The sequence below is a fragment of the Bradyrhizobium jicamae genome (assembly GCF_018130695.1).
Taxonomy (GTDB): Bacteria; Pseudomonadota; Alphaproteobacteria; order Rhizobiales; family Xanthobacteraceae; genus Bradyrhizobium; species Bradyrhizobium jicamae_B.
Map to the genome: position 1 here is coordinate 75309 of NZ_JAFCJX010000031.1, position 20385 is coordinate 95693.

General features: G+C 65.0%; 16 protein-coding genes. 12 read left to right on the forward strand and 4 right to left on the reverse strand.

The genetic code is table 11. From position 1 onward, the window contains the following. The first annotated feature begins 5 nt into the window (after positions 1-5). Positions 6-680, forward strand: coding sequence for a dienelactone hydrolase family protein (locus JQ604_RS33640; RefSeq protein WP_212365022.1), 675 nt, complete (start codon positions 6-8; stop codon positions 678-680). A gap of 95 nt (positions 681-775) precedes the next feature. Next, positions 776-1252 (forward strand): hypothetical protein, encoded by a 477-nt coding sequence (locus JQ604_RS33645; protein ID WP_212365023.1) that lies wholly within the window; start codon positions 776-778, stop codon positions 1250-1252. A 22-nt stretch (positions 1253-1274) separates the two neighbouring features. Here the strand turns inward: JQ604_RS33645 and JQ604_RS33650 are convergent, their stop codons facing one another. From JQ604_RS33650 to JQ604_RS33660, 3 genes are all read right to left on the reverse strand, one after another. Further along, entirely contained in the window at positions 1275-2042 is a 768-nt protein-coding gene (locus JQ604_RS33650) for a polysaccharide biosynthesis/export family protein (RefSeq protein ID WP_349631175.1), read from the reverse strand. A gap of 223 nt (positions 2043-2265) precedes the next feature. Continuing rightward, positions 2266-2922, reverse strand: a complete 657-nt coding sequence (gene msrA, locus JQ604_RS33655) for a peptide-methionine (S)-S-oxide reductase MsrA (RefSeq protein ID WP_212365024.1) — start codon at positions 2920-2922, stop codon at positions 2266-2268. Positions 2923-3051: 129 nt separating this feature from the next. After that, positions 3052-3369, reverse strand: a complete 318-nt coding sequence (locus JQ604_RS33660; RefSeq protein ID WP_212365025.1) for a hypothetical protein — start codon at positions 3367-3369, stop codon at positions 3052-3054. 372 nt (positions 3370-3741) lie between these two features. Here JQ604_RS33660 and rpsT point away from each other — a divergent pair, with 372 nt between their 5' ends. From rpsT to JQ604_RS33710, 10 genes are all read left to right on the forward strand, one after another. After that, positions 3742-4008 carry a 30S ribosomal protein S20 gene (gene rpsT, locus JQ604_RS33665; protein ID WP_212365026.1) on the forward strand — a complete coding sequence of 89 codons (267 nt, stop codon included), beginning with the start codon at positions 3742-3744 and terminating at the stop codon, positions 4006-4008. A gap of 1309 nt (positions 4009-5317) precedes the next feature. Then, entirely contained in the window at positions 5318-6745 is a 1428-nt protein-coding gene (dnaA, locus tag JQ604_RS33670; protein WP_212365027.1) for a chromosomal replication initiator protein DnaA, read from the forward strand. A gap of 242 nt (positions 6746-6987) precedes the next feature. Then, positions 6988-8106: a DNA polymerase III subunit beta gene (gene dnaN, locus JQ604_RS33675; RefSeq protein WP_212365028.1), complete on the forward strand. Its 1119-nt coding sequence runs from the start codon at positions 6988-6990 to the stop codon at positions 8104-8106. Positions 8107-8181: 75 nt separating this feature from the next. Beyond that, positions 8182-8547, forward strand: coding sequence for an endonuclease domain-containing protein (locus JQ604_RS33680; RefSeq protein ID WP_212365046.1), 366 nt, complete (start codon positions 8182-8184; stop codon positions 8545-8547). A gap of 84 nt (positions 8548-8631) precedes the next feature. Continuing rightward, positions 8632-9771 carry a DNA replication/repair protein RecF gene (gene recF / locus JQ604_RS33685; protein ID WP_212365029.1) on the forward strand — a complete coding sequence of 380 codons (1140 nt, stop codon included), beginning with the start codon at positions 8632-8634 and terminating at the stop codon, positions 9769-9771. A gap of 123 nt (positions 9772-9894) precedes the next feature. After that, positions 9895-12054, forward strand: a complete 2160-nt coding sequence (locus tag JQ604_RS33690) for a hypothetical protein (protein ID WP_212365030.1) — start codon at positions 9895-9897, stop codon at positions 12052-12054. Between the two features lie 290 nt (positions 12055-12344). After that, positions 12345-14780: a DNA topoisomerase (ATP-hydrolyzing) subunit B gene (gene gyrB / locus JQ604_RS33695; protein WP_212365031.1), complete on the forward strand. Its 2436-nt coding sequence runs from the start codon at positions 12345-12347 to the stop codon at positions 14778-14780. An 84-nt stretch (positions 14781-14864) separates the two neighbouring features. Then, on the forward strand, positions 14865-16157 hold the full coding sequence (gene murA / locus JQ604_RS33700) for a UDP-N-acetylglucosamine 1-carboxyvinyltransferase (protein WP_212365032.1): 1293 nt from the start codon (positions 14865-14867) through the stop codon (positions 16155-16157). A 117-nt stretch (positions 16158-16274) separates the two neighbouring features. Then, entirely contained in the window at positions 16275-17681 is a 1407-nt protein-coding gene (locus JQ604_RS33705) for an MATE family efflux transporter (RefSeq protein WP_212365033.1), read from the forward strand. Positions 17682-17825: 144 nt separating this feature from the next. Continuing rightward, a complete protein-coding gene (locus JQ604_RS33710; RefSeq protein ID WP_212365034.1) occupies positions 17826-19151 on the forward strand; it encodes an SMI1/KNR4 family protein in 1326 nt (441 codons plus the stop codon). Here the strand turns inward: JQ604_RS33710 and JQ604_RS33715 are convergent. Beyond that, positions 19148-20266: an FUSC family protein gene (locus JQ604_RS33715; RefSeq protein ID WP_212365035.1), complete on the reverse strand. Its 1119-nt coding sequence runs from the start codon at positions 20264-20266 to the stop codon at positions 19148-19150. The two genes, JQ604_RS33710 and JQ604_RS33715, sit on opposite strands and share 4 nt — an antisense overlap. Positions 20267-20385 lie beyond the last annotated feature (119 nt).

A 20385-nucleotide genomic window follows, 5' to 3' on the forward strand; every position in this document is an offset into this window, starting at 1 on the left:
AATCCGTGGGACAGGATATCAAGCTGACGGCGTCAGACGGTTTTCAACTCGGCGCCTATCGCGCCGACCCGGCCGGCGCGATCAATGGCGCCATCGTCGTGATCCAGGAGATCTTTGGCGTCAATCACCACATCCGCTCGATCTGCGACCGCCTCGCCAAGGAAGGCTATGTCGCGATCGCGCCGTCGATCTTCGACCGCATCACGCCGAACTTCCAGAGCGGCTACTCGCCTGATGAAGTGGCAAACGCGCGAAAATTCGTCGCCAATCCGGATTGGGCGGCGATGCTGCGCGACACGCAGGCCGCAATCGACGTCGCGAAATCGGCAGGTCCGGTCGGCATCATCGGCTTCTGCCTCGGCGGCAGCATCGCCTATGCGGCCGCGACCAAATTGACCGGGCTGTCGGCTGCGGTCGGCTATTACGGCGGCGCCGTCGTGCGCTTCGCCGACGACAAGCCTGATGTTCCGACGCAGCTGCATTTCGGCGAGAAGGATGCCGGCATCCCGCTGACGGATGTCGAGACCATCAAGACGAAGCGGCCGGAGGTCGAGGTCTTCATCTATCCCGGCGCGCAGCACGGTTTTCACTGCGACGAACGTGCGAGCTACGACAAGGCGAGTTCCGACATCGCCTGGCCGCGCAGCCTGGACTTCTTCGCCAAGCATTTGAAGCGGTAATTCACCCGGCGCCTCTCCCGGAAATCGGGTGGGCGCCGGCTGGCGCCCGGCGATAGAGCTGGCTTCATCACGTCAACTCACGCCGGGACATCGCCATGCCAAACAACACCGCACTCAAGATCCGCAATCCGTTCGGAACCATCGACGTTCCCGAACCTGACGACCATGACGTGATGCACTATGCCGAGCGTGCGACGTTGTCAGGCGACGGCGGCGACGGCAACGCCGCAGCATGGGCGCCGATTCCCGAGGCGGCAAATCTGGACGGCGCGTGGGCCAGCCGCTGGAACGGCGGCGCCGATCCGACCATTCCGGGTGATGCGCCGGACAAATGGAAGCAGGGCCGCGCCGAGATCCGCGTCGTCGGCGATCGAGTCTATCTGCGTTTTGATTGGGACGGCGGCCGGCGGCACGGGCTGATCGATGCCGCACGCGAGGGCACCAATCGGCTGGTCGGAAAATACATCAACCTGACCGATCCCGGCATCACGCGGCCATGGATCGGACTCATCGTCGATGCCACGCGCATCGACGGCTGCTTCCCGGAAGGACGGCTCGACTTCAGGCGGTAGCTGCGAGAGGAAAACGACGCGATCAGAACCAGCGCTCGCCGACCTGCACGGTGTCGCCCGGGCTGATCGGCGTGCCCAGCGGCACCACGAAACGGCCGGAGCCCGACGCATCGGTATGGGTCAGCGTCACGCTGTCGCGCCGCGCCCGCGGGGAGAAGCCGCCGGCAATCGCGACCGCGCTCTCGACCGTCATGTTCGGCACATACGGATATTGTCCGGGTGCGGCGACCTCGCCGAGGATGAAGAACGGACGGTAGGATTCGATCTCGACCGCCACCGAGGGATCGCGGATGAAGCCGTTGCGCAGTTTCGCCGCGATCTCGCCTGCGAGCCCGGCCGGCGTGCGGCCGCGCGCGGGAACGCTGCCGATCAACGGCATGGTGATCGAACCGGCGGCGTCGATCGCGTAGGTGTTGGTAAGGCCTTCCTGGCCGTAGACCACGACACGCAGCTTGTCGCCGGCATCGAGGTGATAGCCGCCATCATAGCGGACCGGCTCGACCGGCGCGGCGTAGACGACCGGGCCCGGCGCCGGCGCGACATAAGCGGGTGCGGGGTAGCCGCGAGGTGATGACGCGAAGGCCGAGCGCATCGCGCTGATGGCGCCACCGCCGCTGTTGTCGGCAACGGGGACGACGGGCGCGGTGTAGGTCTGACCGTAAGCCATGGAATCGAGATCGGCTTGCGGCTGGGCAACCGCGACGGGACCGGCCGTGCGCATGCATCCCGACAGCGCGAGCGCCGTGATGATGGCGGTGATCGGCAATCGTAACGCGCGCGCAACCGGCACTGGGGGCCATCCCTGAAAAACGAGACCGCCCTAGTCTTGCACCCGTTATGGTTAACAAATGGTGTTTGGCGGGAAAGCCCCCTCGCCCCGCTCTTCGCGGGGAGAGGGTTGGGGGCTGCTTCCGCGACAACGGTGACAAGAGGACTCGCGGTGAGTCCCCCTCACCCGAAATTCGCTGCGCGAATTTCGACCTCTCCCCGCAAGCGGGGCGAGGTGAAGAAGATCAGGCCGTCACGCCGACGCCGATCGGGCAGGACACGCCGGTGCCGCCGAGCCCGCAATAGCCTGCCGGATTCTTGGCGAGGTACTGCTGGTGATAGTCCTCGGCGAAGTAGAACGCGCCTGATGGCGCGATCTCGGTGGTGATGGCGCCGAGGCCCTTGGCGGCCAGCGCCTTCTGATACATCGCCTTCGACGCCTCGGCTGCTTTGGCTTGCGCATCGCTAAAGGTGTAGATCGCCGAGCGGTACTGCGTGCCGATGTCGTTGCCCTGGCGCATGCCCTGCGTCGGGTTGTGATTCTCCCAGAACGTCTTCAGGAGCTTCTCGTAGGTGATTTTCTTCGGATCGAACACGACCAGCACCACCTCGGTGTGGCCGGTGCGGCCGGAGCAGGTTTCTTCGTAGGTCGGGTTCGGCGTATGGCCACCGGCATAGCCGACCGCGGTCGTAGTGATGCCGTCACCGAGCTCCCAGAACTTGCGCTCCGCACCCCAGAAGCAGCCGAGACCGAATACCGCCTGCTCGAGTCCTTGCGGATAGGGCGGCTGCAACTTGCTACCGTTAACGAAATGGGTGGTCGCGGTCGGGATTGGCGTGGCGCGACCCGGCAGCGCTTCAGCAGCCGACGGCAACGCGGTGGTCTTGCGCATGAACAACATGGATGAGCCTCCAGGCAGGAGATCGGCCGACGTAGCAACGGCCAGCGGGCCGGCTGTCTCTATATAGGTCTTTACGCAGATGATGGCAGCCCCGTTACCCCGGGGGCGCGGCCGCTGCCTTCGACCGCTTCAGTCGCGGGCGTAGCCGATCAGGGGCTTGCGCGGCCGGAACAGCAGCATCAGCACGATACCGGCGATGCCGAGCACCGCGAAGACCGGCTGATCCAGGAGCAGCTTGATCACGCTGTTCCAGAGCCAGGGCGAGTGCCCCTCGACCCAGACGCGGAAGGCGGCCTGGCTGGACTGGTGGATGTCGTTCCAGAACTGGCCGAGCCGGGTGAAGCGCAGGTTCTGGTCGGCGACATAGCGGGCACCGTCATAGACCATGAAGACGAATCCGCCGGCCAGCAGCAGAAGGCCGATCAATCGGAAAAAGCCGCGGATCATGCGTCACCCAAATCATCGCGCCCTTGGCCGGGCCGTCAGGCCTTACCGGGGGCGCCCCGGAAATTCAACCACTTCAGGGCGTTACCACCCCCATAAAGACCGCATTTCCTGCCCATTTTGGCGTTCGAAAGCGTTTGACGGTTTACCCTCTGCCCTCTATAAGACCGGCCGATGGCGGCGGGCGCAATCCTGCCGCCGCTGTTCTTTTGGACAGTGCCGCCTATGGGGGTTTGCTCCCTGGCTTGGCCTCCTCAGGAACACCAACTCCACCGAGACAATAGTACCAATACCGCAGTCGAGATCACGATTTGAACCGGCCGGCGCGCTCGAGCCCGACCACCGAGCGACCACCGCCGAAGGACAGTTGAGAACATGGCCAATACCACTTCCGCCAAGAAGGCGACCCGCAAGATTGCCCGCCGCACCATCGTCAACAAGTCGCGTCGCACCCAGATGCGCGGCGCGGTTCGCACCGTCGAGGAAGCGATCAAGAGCGGCGATCGCGAAGCGGCGCTGAAGGCGATGGTCCGCGCGGAGCCGGAACTGATGAAGGCCGCGCAGCGGAACATCATTCACAAGAACAACGCGAGCCGGAAGGTGTCGCGTCTGTCGGCTCAGATCGCCAAGCTCGCGAAGTAAGGCACGCGCGAAAGCGCGTCGCTGCGCGATAGCGCTGACTGGAAAAATAATTCGTCATCAAGCCCGGCTCACGCCGGGCTTTTTGTTTTCGCGTCCCTTTGCACATCGTCGCGCGTGTTTTTCCCGGTGGAATAGTTCCGACGGGTGCAATGTGTCCCTTTGCTGAACACCGACAAGCGTGTCATATTTCGCGTGCCCCGTAGTTCTACAGGGATGCAACGTTCGTCGGACTTCGAAGCGCACGCGCTGGACGAAATCAACGCGCGCAACGTCTCGAAGATCGAATTTGCGCTGCATGCGCGAAGAAAACTGCCGAGCACAAAGCTCGGAATGCCGTGTGGGAGTTACCCTGCAAAAGTAATCGTGAAAAACGACGCTTCGCGAATTACTTATGCACATAGCGTGATCGAGCGATTGGAAAATCGATCTGCGCGACGGCAAACGTAAAAAATTTATGAAAATTTTTTGGTATTGCACCGTCGTTTATGACACGCGTGAATCTGTGCGCTGATTCAAAAACTTGATGTCGCGGATTCGGTTTTGCCGTCTCGCAACAGTCGCGAAGAGTCTGCGTCCCCGTCGAATCCACGGATTGTCAGGACATGCGCTTGGTGTAATTGTTCTTCTCGTTCGCGACGCCCACGGCTCTCCAGATCAGCGCGGTTTGAGACCCAAGGGCGGACGTGCAAATCGGCGGCGGTGTGCGCGTTAGCGACGCTCTCCAAGCGAAGCTAGATCCACAACTCATAGCAATATGAGGACGGTTGAACTGTGCCAAAATTTCTCCGGCGAAGCACCCGGTTTCCGGATGCCTCGAACAAGAGAGATCACGGACAACCATCGGCATCTGGCAGAGCCGGGAGCGGAGCAGACGAACAGGGTTGACGAGGACTGACAGAAACGCGGCGGCGCCACGCCGGCCACTTCGGTGACTGGTTGCGGCAGACCAAATTCGAAAACACTTGCGAGCGGATGACTCGTCGCGATCGCTCGCGGCGATGGGGGAGGTACTATGCTTTACGGACACACCACTGCAATCGATGCCATCACAGTTGGCCTGCAGAACTCCCACGGTGCCGTAACCAGCTCCTCGGTCTCCAGCTCCATTCCCAGCCTGAGTACGTCGAGTACGCGCTGACCTCGCGGAACATTTCTTCTCCGAACCGCTGACCTGACCGCGGCGTTGTCGCCGAACGGGAGAGGTGTGTCCGGAGCAGCAAATGTCCGCTTGAGGTCGCGTCGTCGCACGACACATGCGCGGCGCATTTTGGGGCCAATCAATTATCCTCTTTGGAAGAAGTGCGAGACAATGACGAATACGGAACAGGATCGCTGGTCGCGGGTAAAGAGCAGGTTGCGCACGACCGTCGGCGAGGACGTCTACACCAGCTGGTTTGCGCGAATGGATCTGGAGAGCGTGCATGACGAGAGCGTGCATCTGTCGGTTCCGACCCGGTTCCTGAAGAGCTGGATCCAGGCGCATTACACCGATCGCGTGCTGTCCTGCTGGCAGGCCGAGATGCCGGAAGTGCATCGCATCGACCTCACCGTCCGCTCCGCGATCCGCGCCGCGGCACCCGTGAAGGAAGTGGCCGCGCCGATCGAAGCGCGCCCGGTCATGCGCAGCGAAGGCCGCCCCGCGGAGCTGCGCTCGTTCGCGACCGCGCCGGTCTCGGCCAATCATGACGCGCTCGGCGGCTCGCCGCTCGATCCGCGCCTCACCTTTGCAAGCTTCGTGGTCGGCCGCTCCAACACGCTGGCGCATGCAGCTGCGCGTCAGGTCGCGGAAGGCCGGCGCGGCGATCCCGTGATGTTCAACCCGCTCTATATCCACGCCGGCGTCGGCTTGGGCAAAACCCATCTGCTGCAGGCGGTGACCTGGGCCGGCAATTCCGGCAGCGAGCGCAAGGTGCTGTATCTCACCGCGGAAAAATTCATGTACGGCTTCGTCGCCGCGCTGAAGACGCAGACGGCGCTCGCCTTCAAGGAAGCGCTGCGCGGCATCGACGTGCTCGTGATCGACGACCTGCAGTTCCTGCAGGGCAAGTCGACCCAGGCCGAGTTCTGCCATACGCTGAACGCGCTGATCGATGCCGGCCGCCAGGTCGTGATCGCGGCCGACCGTCCGCCGTCCGATCTCGAGAGCCTCGACGATCGCGTGCGCTCGCGGCTCGCCGGCGGCCTCGTCGTCGAGATGGCCTCGCTCGGCGAGGAGCTGCGACTCGGCATCCTGAAGTCGCGCGTCGCCGCGGCCCGCGTCCATCACGCGAGCTTCGACGTACCGGAGGAAGTGCTGGACTATCTCGCCCGCACCATCACCCATAACGGCCGCGACCTCGAAGGCGCGATCAACCGCCTGCTCGCCCACTCCAAGCTGAACAATCAGCCGGTGACCCTGGAGATGGCCGAGCGCGAGGTGCGCGACCTGATCCGTCCGCAGGAACCGAAGCGGATCAAGATCGAGGACATCCAGCGCGTGGTGGCGCGACAATATAATGTCAGCCGCTCCGACCTGCTGTCGTCGCGCCGGACCGCCAATGTGGTGCGCCCGCGCCAGGTCGCGATGTACCTGGCCAAGACGCTCACCTTGCGCTCGTTGCCCGAGATCGGCCGGCGGTTCGGCGGCCGTGACCACACCACGGTGTTGCACGCCGTGCGCAAGATAGAGGCATTGGTCGCCAAGGACACCGCGCTGTCCGAAGAGGTCGAATCGCTGAAGCGCCAGCTGCAGGAATAAAGGCCTCACCTCCTTGATCGCCCTCCCTCTTTTGCAAGAGGGAGGGCGTCTGTTTTTGTCGCCGAAAACGTTGGGGAACGGCCGCGTTTCGCTTGCACCGGCGGCCCATCCGCGCCACCTTGCGGTCCCCTCGGGGGTTTGATCAAATCGGTTTTGATCCGGCTTTCCGGGTTTCCATGCCGCGGCGCTGTCATGACCGGCTGCCCGGCTTTTTTCATCTGAGGGATCTGGCGGGTATTGCAATGAAGGTCACCGTCGAGCGCGCGCAACTCCTGAAATCGCTGGGCCACGTTCACCGTGTCGTGGAACGCCGCAACACCATCCCGATTCTCGGCAACGTGCTGATCCGCGCCGAGGGCGCCAAATTGTCGCTGAAGGCGACCGACCTCGACCTCGAGGTGACGGAGACGCTGGCTGCGGAAACCGGAACCGCCGGCTCGACCACCGTGCCGGCGCATATGTTCTACGACATCGTGCGCAAGCTGCCCGATGGCTCGCAGATCGTGCTGGAGGCGGACGGCGACCGCTCGGTGCTGGCGGTCAAGGCCGGCCGTTCCCGATTCACGCTGCAGACGCTGCCGGAGAGCGATTTTCCGGATCTCGCCGCCGGCGACATGACGCATTCGTTCGCGCTGCCGGCGTCCGACATCAAGCGCCTGATCGACCGCACGCAGTTTGCGATCTCGACCGAAGAGACCCGCTATTATCTCAATGGCATCTATCTGCACGCCGCCGGCACCGCCAAGGCCGCGACGCTGCGCGGCGTCGCTACCGACGGACACCGCCTGGCGCAAATTGACCTCGTGCTGCCGAAGGGCGCCACCGGCATGCCCGGCGTGATCGTGCCGCGCAAGACCGTCGGCGAGGTGCAGCGGCTGATCGAGGACGGCGAGGCCGAGATCGCGATCGAGCTGTCGCAGGGCAAGATCCGCTTCACGCTCGGCAATGTCGTGCTGACCTCGAAGCTGATCGACGGCACCTTCCCCGACTACGGCCGCGTCATTCCGCAGAACAACGACAAGGAACTGGTGGTCGACAAAAAGGATTTTGAAGCCGCCGTCGACCGCGTCTCCACCATCTCCTCTGAGCGCGGCCGCGCCGTGAAGCTCGCGCTCTCCGCCGGCAAGCTGGTGCTCTCGGTCACCAACCCCGACTCCGGCAGCGCCACCGAAGAGCTCGAGGTCGAATACGCCGCCGACGCGCTCGATATCGGCTTCAACTCGCGCTACCTGCTCGACATCGCCGCCCAGATCGAGGGCGAGGTCGCCGTGCTGAAGCTCGCCGACCCCGGCTCGCCGACGCTGGTGCAGGACAAGGACAACAAGGGCGCCCTCTACGTGCTGATGCCGATGCGGGTGTGATTCTCTCGTCGAGCGCAACTGCACCCTCTCCCCTTGTGGGAGAGGGTGGCGCCGAAGGCGCCGGGTGAGGGGTTCGTGCCGCAGCCTCCGAGCCATCGAAAGACTGACGAGCGTCTCCGCGGCTTCGCAAAGAAGATGCGCCGCGAACCGACGGACGCCGAATCGAAGATGTGGCTTTTGCTCCGTGACCGGCGCTTGTCACATCTAAAGTTTCGCAGACAGGTGCCGTTTCAGAGCTACATCCTCGACTTCGCATGCTTCGAGAAACGCCTCGTCATCGAGATTGATGGAAGCCAACATGAAGCATCAGAGCGCGACGCTGCCAGATCCGCCGCCCTTGCTGCTGAAGGCTTTCACGTCTTGCGGTACTGGAACAATGACGTTCTGAGGACGCCTGAATCCGTATTGGAGGACATTCTCGCAAAGCTTGCCGAGCTGTGAGATACCCCTCACCCGTCGCCTCACTTCGTGAGGCGCCACCCTCTCCCACAGGGGGAGAGGGTAAGGAAGGCCGATCCGCGAACAATGACCCCGTCCCGCATTCATCGCCTGTCGTTGACGCATTTCCGGAATTACCGGACGGCGACGCTGTCGGCGCGCGGGGATGTGGTGGCACTGGTGGGACCGAACGGGGCCGGCAAGACCAATTGCCTGGAGGCGATCTCGTTCCTGTCGCCGGGCCGCGGCCTGCGGCGGGCCACGTTGGAGGATGTCGCCGACAATCAGGGCGACGGCTCCTGGGCGGTGTCAGCCGAGGTCGAGGGCGCGCTCGGGCTCGCCACACTCGGCACCGGCATCGATGCGCCGAATGGCGACGCCGGTGCGACCGGCCGGCGCTGCCGCATCGACCGCGAGCCGGTCGGCTCCGCAACCGCATTCGGCGATCACCTGCGCATGGTGTGGCTGACGCCGGCGATGGACGGGTTGTTCATGGGCGCGGCCTCGGAGCGGCGGCGCTTTTTCGATCGCCTGGTGCTGGCGATCGACTCCGACCATTCCAGCCGCGTCTCGGCGCTGGACCGGTCGCTGCGCTCGCGCAATCGCCTGCTCGAAGTGCGCAACTATGACGACCACTGGTGCGACGCGATCGAGCGCGAGACCGCCGAGCTCGCGGTCGCCGTCGCCGCATCGCGCGGCCAGACGGCGGCGCGGCTTGCCGTGATGCTGCGCGAACGCGGCGCGGCCTCGCCGTTTCCCTCCGCCGAGATCGCGCTCGACGGCTGGATGGAGAACGCGCTGCTGAACGAGCCTGCCACGGCGGTGGAAGACCGCTATCGCGAGATCCTGCGCGCCGGCCGTCCCCGCGATGCCGCGGCCGGCCGCACGCTCGACGGCCCGCATCTCACCGACCTGCACGTGGTCTATGCGCCCAAGAACATGCCGGCCCGCGATGCCTCGACCGGCGAGCAGAAGGCGCTGCTGATCGGGCTCGTGCTGGCGCACGCGACGCTGGTTGCGGAGATGACCGGCATCGTGCCGCTGCTGCTGCTGGATGAGGTCGTCGCCCATCTCGATCCCGGCCGGCGCAAGGCGCTGTTCGACGAACTGGCAAAGCTCGGCGCGCAGGTCTGGATGACCGGCGCCGATCCCGCAGCCTTCGCCGACATCGGCCCGACCGGCGAGATTTTCGACGTCGAATCCGGCCGCGCCACGCGCCGCGGCTGACGCCCGTAGCAGCCGCTTTGAACCTGCTCCCGTGCTGGCGCGACTAGTTTTCGGAGCTGCGCCGGCGATGCCGCGACTGTTGCGGTCGCGCGCCCCGCGCACCAGCAAATACCGGAGACGAGAATGCCTGAGATCGCGCGCGGGATCGTCCCGGCCGGAAAACGCCTGCTGCCACTGATCTTGCTGATCGCCGCCGCCGCGCCGCTCGCGGCCAGGGCCGACAGCGGCATCGTCGACGTTCGTACGCTGCCGCGACTCGAAGGTGCCGTCGAAGACCCGTCCCGCAACCAGCAGTACAGTCTGAACTACACCGTTCCGACCGTCGTCGCCCAGACCTCGGCCGCGACCAGGAAGCTCCTCGCCGCCGACGGCTGGGTGCAATTCCTCCGACCGCTCGACGAGAAGAGCAGCTCGCTCACCTTCAAGAAGGCCCAGCAGGGCCTGCACGTCTCCTTCACGCAAGGGCTCGGCCGGCCCGATCAGTCCGTGGTGAACTATGTCCCCGAGCGGATCACGGCGAATGTGCCGTTCCCGCCCGAGGCCACCGATATCGTCTTCGACCAGCACCGGCCCTATCTCGGCTGCATCGCGCCGCTCGCGCTCGAAGCGACGCTTGATTTCTTCCGCACCGAAATGACTGCGATCGGCTGGAAGCCGCTGACCGCTGGCGATGCAGCGGCGCGCTGGCCCAACGCAGAGCTCAACGAAACGGTCGAGAACGGCGTCCGCGCCTATTTTGGCCACGCCGATGGCGACGGCTTCTATCGGCAGCGCCCGGTCATGCTGACCCTGCAGCGCCGCAGCGACGGCAAGACCGGCGTCGAAATTCGGGTCGCGCCATTCGCGCTGCAGGCGCTCGAGGCCGATTCCGAGATGGCCGGCCTGCCGCGCCCGAAGCCGAGCAAGACCGCGAAGAGCATCGGCGGCTCCGATTCCGATCGTCGCCAGACCGAGGTCGCCGTGATCGGCGAAATGGCCGCAACGCTCGCCTTCTATCGCCGCGAGCTTGCCAGCCGCAACTGGATGGAAGAGACGGGCGGCGCACTCGTGGCGCCGGATAACGTCACGCTGAATTTCTCCTCGCCCGAACAGACCGCAACGCTGAAGCTCGGCCGCCGATACGACCTGACCATGGTCAGCCTCGCCACGCAGGTGAAGGAAGCGGCGCTGGCGGCGCGCGCCAGGGCGAAGAAGGAAGCCGACGCGAAGTTCATGACGGACGCCGCTGCGATGGCAAAGCAAGTCATCGCCGCCGACGAGGCGCGGCGCGCGGCGCAGGCTGCCAATCTATCCGATGCGCCGTTGCGTGCGCTTGCCGACGGCACGACGCCGGTGCCTCTGCCGGAGAACGCAGTGGATGTGAAGTTCGACGGCGCCGACGGCAGGCTCGAATTCAACTCCGCCTCCAGCGTGAAGGCCGTCGCCGCGTTTTACCGCGGCTCCCTGACATCGCAGGGATGGAAGGAGAAGCCTTCGATCATCAACCAGCCCAATATGGCCGTGATGGCGTTTTCCAAAGGCGGCAAGGCGCTGTCGCTGACCGCCATGCAGATGGGACCAAAGGTCCGCGTCAGCGCCGATGGATCGGCGCTCGTGGTGGCAAACGCCACCCCGGCCGGCGGCAAGGCGTCAAGCGAATCGTCAAGCAAGGCCGTCGCCGAAACGCTCGACGCCGATCCTGATTCCGCGTTGCCGGTGCCGAAACAGCGCAGCATGACCTCGATCGGAACCGGAAAGATGCCCGGGAGCGATGCGCCGTTCCGCCGGGAACTCGAGGCCAGCATTCCCGCCGACCTCAACACGGTCCTCGCCTTCTATCGCAGCGAGCTCGGCAAGCGCGGCTGGCAGGAGACGGCCGAAGCCGCCATCGTCAAATCCGAGCGAGTGCACTTGGCGTTCACTTCGCCGGAAGGGCCAGCCACGCTGAAGCTCGGCCGCAAGAACGGCGAGACATCGGTCAATCTCGCGCAAAAATATCCGGCGGCGGCCGCCAAGGCCGACGTCGTGCCGAAGCCGGGCCAGTCCAAGCTGATGTTCGGCAACATTGGCAAGAGCGAAGCCACGGTTTCAATCAACAAGCAGACGATCAGGATCGCGGCCGGCGCCGGTGGACCGCAATCGCCCAGGCCTCCGATGATCGACCTGCCTCCGGGCAAGTACCAGTACGCTCTCAGGATCGCAGGCGGGCCCGCGCGCAACAACGAGATCGAGATCGCTGCCGGAGATACCTGGGGCGTGATGATCGGCCCCGGCGGCGACGTGCTGCCGCTGCAGATGTACTGACAGCACCGCTCCACGGCCTTCCAGGGGGCCGTGGAGCTCCGTCTGCCCTGCCTGAATCAGCGGCAAAGAATCGCCCCGCAATGGTGCCGGAATCGGCTGCCGAATCGTGGTTTTCACGGGGCTTCGAATCGGCCTTCGAGGGCCTTGAAAAAGGGCCAAAAAATCCCATTTATTCAACAGCTTGTAGACAGAGAGATTGCGCTATGCGCAACACCTCTTTCATGGCACAAATAACGTAATCAGCGCCTCGTATTGCGCCGCTGATTTGGGACATCCCTCGAAGGCCTCACATGACAGAACCTGCCCGGCAGACACCTGCCGAAACTCAGCAGCCCATTCCCGTTGAGTACAGCGCGGAATCGATCCGGGTGCTGAAGGGCCTCGACGCCGTGCGCAAGCGGCCCGGCATGTATATCGGCGACACCGACGACGGCTCGGGCCTGCATCACATGGTCTACGAGGTCGTCGACAACGCGATCGATGAGGCGCTGGCCGGGCATGCGAGCCGCGTCCTGGTCACCCTCAACGCCGACAGTTCGGTCACCGTGTACGATGACGGCCGCGGCATTCCGGTCGACATCCACAAGGGCGAAGGCGTCTCGGCGGCCGAGGTCATCATGACCCAGTTGCACGCCGGCGGTAAGTTCGACCAGAACTCCTACAAGGTGTCCGGCGGTCTGCACGGCGTCGGCGTCTCCGTCGTCAACGCGCTGTCCTCCAAGCTCCAGCTGCGCATCTGGCGCGACGACAAGGAGCACTACATCGAGTTCGCTCATGGCGACGCCGTCGCGCCGCTAAAGGTCGTGGGAGACACCCCGGGCAAGCGCGGCACCGAGGTGACGTTCCACGCGTCCGCCGAGACCTTCAAGAACATCGAATATGATTTCGCGACCCTGGAGCATCGCCTGCGTGAGCTCGCGTTTCTCAATTCCGGCGTCCACATCGTGCTGTCAGACATGCGCCACGCGGTCGAGAAGCGCGAGGAGATGTACTATTCCGGCGGCGTCGAGGAGTTCGTCAAATATCTCGACCGCAACAAGAAGCCGATCGTGCCGGCGACCATCATGGTGCGCTCGGAGGCCAACGGCATCGCCGTCGAGGCCGCTCTGTGGTGGAACGACAGCTACCACGAGAACGTGCTCTGCTTCACCAACAACATCCCGCAGCGTGACGGCGGCACCCATCTGGCCGGCTTCCGCGGCGCGCTGACGCGCCAGGTCAACGGCTATGCCGAGGCCAATGCGAAGAAGGAAAAGATCACGCTGACCGGCGACGACTGCCGCGAAGGCCTGACCGCCGTGCTGTCGGTGAAGGTGCCCGACCCGAAATTCTCGTCGCAGACCAAGGACAAGCTGGTGTCCTCGGAAGTGCGTCCCGTGGTCGAGAACGTGCTGAACGAGGCGCTCCAGGCCTGGTTCGAGGAGCATCCGACCGAGGCCAAGGTGATCGTCGGCAAGGTGATCCAGGCCGCGGCCGCCCGCGAAGCCGCGCGCAAGGCACGCGAGCTCACGCGCAAGAATCCGCTCAGCGTCTCCTCGCTGCCCGGCAAGCTCGCCGATTGCCAGGAGAAGGATCCGGCCAAGTCCGAACTGTTCATCGTCGAGGGTGACTCGGCAGGCGGCAGCGCCAAGCAGGGCCGCAACCGCGAATTCCAGGCGGTGCTGCCGCTGCGCGGCAAGATCCTCAATGTCGAACGCGTCCGCCCCGACAAGATGCTGTCAAGCGAGCAGATCGGCACGCTGATCACCGCGCTCGGCACCGGCATCAGCGACGATTTCTCCGTCGAGAAGCTGCGCTATCACAAGATCATCGTGATGACGGACGCCGACGTCGACGGCGCCCACATCCGCACGCTGCTCTTGACCTTCTTCTATCGCCAGATGCGCGAGATCATCGATGGCGGCTATCTCTACATCGCCCAGCCGCCGCTCTATAAGGTGTCGCGCGGCAAGTCCGAGCAGTACCTGAAGGACGAGCGCGCGCTGGAAGACTATCTGATCTCGACCGGCCTCGACGAATGCGTGTTCAAGCCGGCTTCCGGCGATGAACGCGCCGGCCGCGACCTGCTGTCGCTGGTTGAGGATGCCCGTGTCATCCGCGCCGTGCTGCGCAATCTGCACAGCCGCTATAACCGCAAGGTGATCGAGCAGGCCGCGATCGCCGGCGTGCTCAACTCGGGCATCACCGGCAGTATCGAAACCGCCACAGCCGCCGCCGACTACATCGCCAAGCGGCTGGACTCGCTGGAGGATGAGGTCGAGCGCGGCTGGATCGGCACCTTCACCGAGGGCCTCGGCTTCCAGTTCGAGCGCACCGTCCGCGGCGTCAAGGATGTCGCCATCATCGACGACGCCTTCCTCGGCTCCGCCGACGCACGCAAGCTCGACGAATATGCGAAGAAGCTGCAGGACGTCTATGCGCGGACCGGCAAGCTGCGCCGCAAGGACAGCGAGAGCAATATCCACGGCCCGATCGACCTGTTCGAAGCCGTGACCGGCACCGCGCGCAAGGGCGTCACGCTGCAGCGCTACAAAGGTCTCGGCGAGATGAATCCGGAGCAGCTGTGGGAGACCACGCTGGACACCGAGGCCCGCTCGCTGCTGCAGGTGAAGGTCAAGGAGGTCGACGAGGCCGACGATATCTTCACCAAACTGATGGGCGACGTGGTAGAACCGCGCCGCGACTTTATCCAGGAACACTCGCTCAGCGCGACGATCGACATTTAGCCGTTCGACATCTAGGCGTTCGATATCCAGACCTTCGACATCTAGACCTTCGACATCCAAGTCCGGCAGGGGGCCTTTTTCCGCGTGGCGCCGATCCAGTACATCGTAGAAGGCGGCCGCCGGCTCGCCGGCACCATCACGCCCGCCGGCAACAAGAACGCCGCGCTGCCGATCATCGCCGCAGCGCTGCTCACCGAACATCCGGTGACGCTCACCAACGTGCCGCGAATTCGCGACACCGAGACGCTGGTGGAGCTGTGCCGCTCGGTCGGCGCTGCCGCCGAATGGACCGAGCGCAACACGCTCCTGATCCACGCCAAGGAAATCCGTGCTGCCGATCTCGATCCGGATCTGTGCGCGCGGATCCGCGCCTCGATCCTGCTCGCCGGTCCCCTGCTCGCCCGCTGCGGCGAAGTGGCGCTGCCGCCGCCCGGCGGCGACGTGATCGGCCGCCGGCGGCTGGACACGCATTTCCTCGCCTTCGAGCAGCTCGGCGCCACGGTCACGGCGACACACCGCCTCGAATTCCGCGCCTCGCGGCTGAAGGGCGCCGACGTCTTCCTCGACGAACCCAGCGTCACCGCGACCGAGAACGCGCTGGTCGCAGCCGTCGCCGCCCGCGGCACCACCTATTTGCGCAACGCGGCCTCCGAGCCGCATGTTCAGGACCTCGCCCACTTCCTGGTCGCGCTCGGCGCCAAGATCGAGGGCATCGGCACCAACACCATCATCGTGCACGGCCCGGCGACGCTCGGCAGCGCAACGTTTGCGATCGGCCCCGATCATATCGAGGTCGGCTCGCTGATCGGGCTTGCCGCGGTGACGCGCTCGCCGCTGCGGATCGCCAAGGCCGGCGTCGAGCATCTGCGCTCGATCCGGATGGGCTTTGAACGGCTCGGCATCGTCTGCGGCGTCGAGGGCGACGATCTCGTCGTGCCCTCCAACCAGACCATGAAGATCCAGGACGATTTCGGCGGCCACGTGCCGAAGCTGGAGGACCAGCCCTGGCCGGCCTTCCCGGCCGATCTGATGTCGATCGCGATCGTCACCGCGACCCAGTGCGACGGCATCATCCTGATGCACGAGAAGATGTTCGAGTCGCGGATGTTCTTCGTCGACAAGCTGATCTCGATGGGCGCGCGCATCGTGCTGTGCGACCCGCATCGCGCGATTGTCGCAGGCCCGAGCCGCATGCATGGCGCCTCGATGATCTCGCCCGACATCCGCGCCGGCATGGCGATGCTGCTTGCCGCGGTCTGCGCCGAGGGCACCTCGACCATCAACAATGCCGACCAGATCGAGCGCGGCTATGAGCGCATCGACGAACGGCTGAACGCGCTCGGCGCCAAGATCAAGCGGGTGCCAGCGCGATCGTGATCTAGATTCTTGTTTTGACGCGTTTTCTTCACGCGAACCGGCGTCCACTTCGCTTGAAAACGCTTTGTGATGGCGCGGCCATGCTTTTGGCCCGCTTGCCGTGCTAAGCGTTGCTCCATGACGTCCCTCGACAAGATCGAGCCGGTCGCGAGCGCGCTGCGCGCGTCTGTCGCAGTCCCCGGCAATCCCGTCACCACGGAGCTTGCGGAAACGCTCAAGCTCTCGGTGCCGCTTGCCCTGACGCAACTCGGCCAGATCGCGATGATGACGACCGACCTCGCCTTTGTCGGTCGGCTCGGCAGCGAGACCGTGGCTGCCGCCGCGCTGGCGCACACGGTGTTTTTCGTCAGCTTCACGGTCGGCATGGGCCTGGTCTCGGCGGTCTCGCCGCTGGCCGCACAGGCGTTCGGCGCCCGCGATCCGCGCATGGTGCGGCGTGCACTGCGCGTCGGGTTGTGGGCTGCGCTGCTGGTGGCACTGCCGATGATGGCGCTGCCCTTCCATGGCGAGACCATCCTGATCGCGCTCGGACAGGCGCCGGCGGCCGCTCATCAGGCGCAGCAATATCTGTTCGGCCTGGCCTGGGGCATCCTTCCGGCGCTGTGGTTCATCGCCATCCGCGGCTTCATGAGCGCGGTGAACCGGCCCGAGCCGGTACTGTGGATCACGCTTGCCGCGATCCCGGCCAATGCGCTGCTGGTCTATCTGCTGCTCTACGGCAAATGGGGCGCGCCCGCGCTCGGCCTGTTCGGCGCGGGCCTTGCGACCACGATCGTCAATCTCGGCACTTTCCTCGCCGGCGTCTGGTTCACCGCGCGCCGCCGGCCGTTCCGCAAATATCACGTGTTCGGCCGGATCTGGCGCATCGACTGGTCACTGATGGGCAAGCTCATCGCGGTCGGCACACCGATCTCGATGGCCCTGCTGCTCGAATATGGCCTGTTCGGCGCCGCCGGCCTGCTGATGGGATTGATCAGCACGACGGCACTGGCCGCCCACCAGATCGCGCTGCAGATCGCGGCGATCCTGTTCATGGTGCCGCTCGGCATCAGCATGGCCGCAACCGTGCGGGTCGGACAGGCGGTCGGCCGCCGCGATGCGGATGACGTGCGACGCGCAGGCTATGTCGCGATGTGGCTCGGCGGCGCCTTCATGAGCGCGATGACGCTGGCCGTGATCCTGGCGCGGTTCCAGATCGCGGAAATCTTCCTCGGTGAAGCCACCGATGCGACGGCGCAACTGACCGCGATGCTGCTGATGGTCGGCGCGACCTTCTTCGTCGCCGACGGCGTGCAGACCATCACGGCCGGCGCGCTGCGCGGCATGAACGACACGCGCATCCCGCTATTGTTCGCGACCATCAGCTACTGGCTGGTCGGCTTCGTCTCCGCCTGCATCCTCGGCTTCTGGACCTCGCTCGGCGCGGTCGGCGTCTGGATCGGCCTGTCGCTCGGCACTGCCGTCTATGCGCTGCTGCTCGTCTTGCGTTTCCGCCTGCTCGCGAGCAGATTGGCCGCTGAATGAGGACGTCGCCCCTCCGGTCGCGGCAGCGGCCTGCAACGGCGCTGATCGCTCCGGCGCCGTGAACCGGTTTCTCCGAGCATGCGACTGAGACGTGACGGCCGGTGCCAGCACTGGCTCTATCAGTCGCTCGCGTCCGGAGGCCTCATGTATCTCGCAAAGTTCTTCCACCGCCCGCCTGGTGACGACGATCGCGAGCTGCTGCTGATCCCGGGCGGCAATCCGATGATCATCGGCATCCACATGCAGACCGAGGGCGCGCCGGAGAAGGACGATTTCCTGCGCGAGGAATATCCAAGCATCGAGGACGCCGTCGCGACCTATCGGCGCCTCGTGGCCGAGACGGTTGCTGCCGGCTATTTCGAGACTGCGCATACCGATTACACGCTACGCAACCTGTTGCCCGACCCGCGGGCCAAGCTCGACTGGCAGAAGGGCCTTGACGATCTGATGCTGACGGCCTTGAGCGCACCGCTGGACGAGCAGGCGCGCCATCTCGCCGCGCTGAAGGGCACGCCGGCCGAGCACGAGCCGCTCTATCTCTGGCTCGCCGCGCATCACGGCTACGCAGCCGACACCGACAACACCCAGACCATCCACTTCGCCGAACAGGCCCGCAAGACTTTTGCGGCGCGCCGCGTGTCGAAGACGTCGCATTATTGCTGGTCGATCCGCGAGACCGACCTGGAAGCACGCAACTGCGAAGCGTTGAGCTGGGCGCAACTGCGCGCCGATGATCCGGCGGCGGCGCTGGATGCAATCGACCAGGCCTGGAAGATCGCCCCCACCCAGGACCGCGGCGTGCAACGCGCCACCATCCTCTGCCTGCATTTCCCTGACCGGCAGGAGGAGGCGTTCGATCTCGCTTACAGCTGGCACATGCATGGCGGCTACGAAGACATCATGGCGCTGCCGGCCTATGCGGAATATGTGGCGCGACGGAAGGCGAAGCCGAAATCCGACAAGGGCTGGCGCTGGGCGACGAAGAAGCCTGACAGCACCGACGACGTGCAAGCTGCCGAGAACGACCTCGGCATGACCCTGCCGCGGGACTATCGCAAATTCCTGATGGCCTACGGCCAGACCGAGCTGCAAGTTCGCCTGCCCGAGCATTCCGGCGAATTGTGCTTCTACCGCGCTTCCAACCTCGACAGGCAACGCAAGAACCTGTTCGACTTCATCACCATGACTGACACCGATCTCTCCGAGGTCGTGCCCTATTTCCGCAGCCAGTATGGCGTCTCGCTGCACCATCTCGTGCCCGTCGCCGAGCCTGCGCAGGAAAGCCGCTGCCTGCTGATCCATCTCGAGCCCGGCGACAAGTTCGGCTGGTGCTTTCAGTGGGACCATGACGGCGCATGGGAGCTTGAGCATCCCACCACGAGCTTCGATGCGGCGTTGAAGGAGCTGATGGCGGGGATCGAGACGCGCGATACATCGATGCTGAGTTTCCTCGGCGTCTATATCGACTAGCTCCTGGCAGTCGTGACCTCCATGGATTCGCTGCCACACCAGTCGCCATGGCAGCGGTTGAGGTCGCTGAGATTCTGCCGCATCTGCGCCAGCGAGAAACCCAGCGCGTAAAACCGCTCGGCGGCATCGACCGGCAGGCCGCGGATCAAACCGTCCCTGCGCACCGCGGCGACCTCCTCGCTATAGGCCTCCAGCGCCGCGTCGACCGGCGCGATGTCGACGGCGCCGCTGCCCGCACGCAAGGAGATCGCGACCGATGACATGTAGGCGACGATCGCGGCGCTGACGTCTGCCAATGGTCGGGCCAAGCGCACCTGAATGTCTGATGGCAACGGCACCACGCAGGCGCGGCCGATCATCACCACGTCATGGCGCAAGCGCTGGATGGTTCGCAGCAAGGGACCGGTATCCGGGCCCGACGACAGATGCACCGACCGCTCGCGCTCGGCCTCAAGGCCCGTCGCGTGCAGGCTTGTCATGGCAGTGCCGATACCGTCCTGGATCCGGTGCAGCGCGTCGTTGTCGAGACCGCGCGTCAGGCCGGCCAGCAGCTCGGCGAATGCCGCGGCGAGCAGCTCCAGCAGCGTTCCTGCATTGACCCGGATCTGGCTGACCGCGCGTGACGGCAGCACAAGGAACGAGACCGCCAGTCCGGTCAGCGCGCCGACGGTGACCTCGAAGACGCGGTCGATCGCCGAATCCAGCGGATTGGACTGGTGCATGGTCGGCAGCAGCAGCACGATGACCGCCGTCACCGTCGCCGAATTGAGGCTCGGGTTCAGCGAGGCGATGAAGGCCAGCGGAACGATGGCGAGCACCAGGAGAGCTAGGAGACTGCCCTCGCCGGAATGCGGGATGAACACCGCGATCGCCCCACCATAGATCGCACCGCCGATGGTGCCGAGCATGTAGTCGCGGGTGGCCTTGAGCGAGCGCCCGACGCTCATTTGCGTCACGATCAGCGAGGTCAGCACCGCCCAGAGCGGCAGCAGGAGGTGCAGGGCCACCGCGATCGCATAGGCCGCGACCCCCGACGTCGCGATCCGGACCGCCAGCGCGAGCTGAGTCTTGCGTGCCCAGACCGTGCCGAACATGCGTTTTGCGAAGACCTTCATGCACCCCGTTCCGACATCGACGTATCAGGCTGTGTTAAGTCACTTCAAGCAAGGCCTAAGCCCGCGGCGGCAAGGCGGCTTGAAAGCCGAAAGGCACCCGCCTACCCTGCGCCGCAAAA

Excerpts from the sequence above, each read along its gene's own strand:
- msrA (WP_212365024.1), bottom strand. The coding sequence starts at position 2,922 with ATGTTGTTCATGCGCAAGACCACCGCGTTGCCGTCGGCTGCTGAAGCG.
- JQ604_RS33660 (WP_212365025.1), bottom strand. The coding sequence starts at position 3,369 with ATGATCCGCGGCTTTTTCCGATTGATCGGCCTTCTGCTGCTGGCCGGC.
- JQ604_RS33645 (WP_212365023.1), top strand. The coding sequence starts at position 776 with ATGCCAAACAACACCGCACTCAAGATCCGCAATCCGTTCGGAACCATC.
- JQ604_RS33710 (WP_212365034.1), top strand. The coding sequence starts at position 17,826 with ATGTATCTCGCAAAGTTCTTCCACCGCCCGCCTGGTGACGACGATCGC.
- recF (WP_212365029.1), top strand. The coding sequence starts at position 8,632 with ATGACCCCGTCCCGCATTCATCGCCTGTCGTTGACGCATTTCCGGAAT.
- JQ604_RS33705 (WP_212365033.1), top strand. The coding sequence starts at position 16,275 with ATGACGTCCCTCGACAAGATCGAGCCGGTCGCGAGCGCGCTGCGCGCG.
- JQ604_RS33715 (WP_212365035.1), bottom strand. The coding sequence starts at position 20,266 with ATGAAGGTCTTCGCAAAACGCATGTTCGGCACGGTCTGGGCACGCAAG.
- dnaN (WP_212365028.1), top strand. The coding sequence starts at position 6,988 with ATGAAGGTCACCGTCGAGCGCGCGCAACTCCTGAAATCGCTGGGCCAC.
- JQ604_RS33690 (WP_212365030.1), top strand. The coding sequence starts at position 9,895 with ATGCCTGAGATCGCGCGCGGGATCGTCCCGGCCGGAAAACGCCTGCTG.
- dnaA (WP_212365027.1), top strand. The coding sequence starts at position 5,318 with ATGACGAATACGGAACAGGATCGCTGGTCGCGGGTAAAGAGCAGGTTG.
- gyrB (WP_212365031.1), top strand. The coding sequence starts at position 12,345 with ATGACAGAACCTGCCCGGCAGACACCTGCCGAAACTCAGCAGCCCATT.
- rpsT (WP_212365026.1), top strand. The coding sequence starts at position 3,742 with ATGGCCAATACCACTTCCGCCAAGAAGGCGACCCGCAAGATTGCCCGC.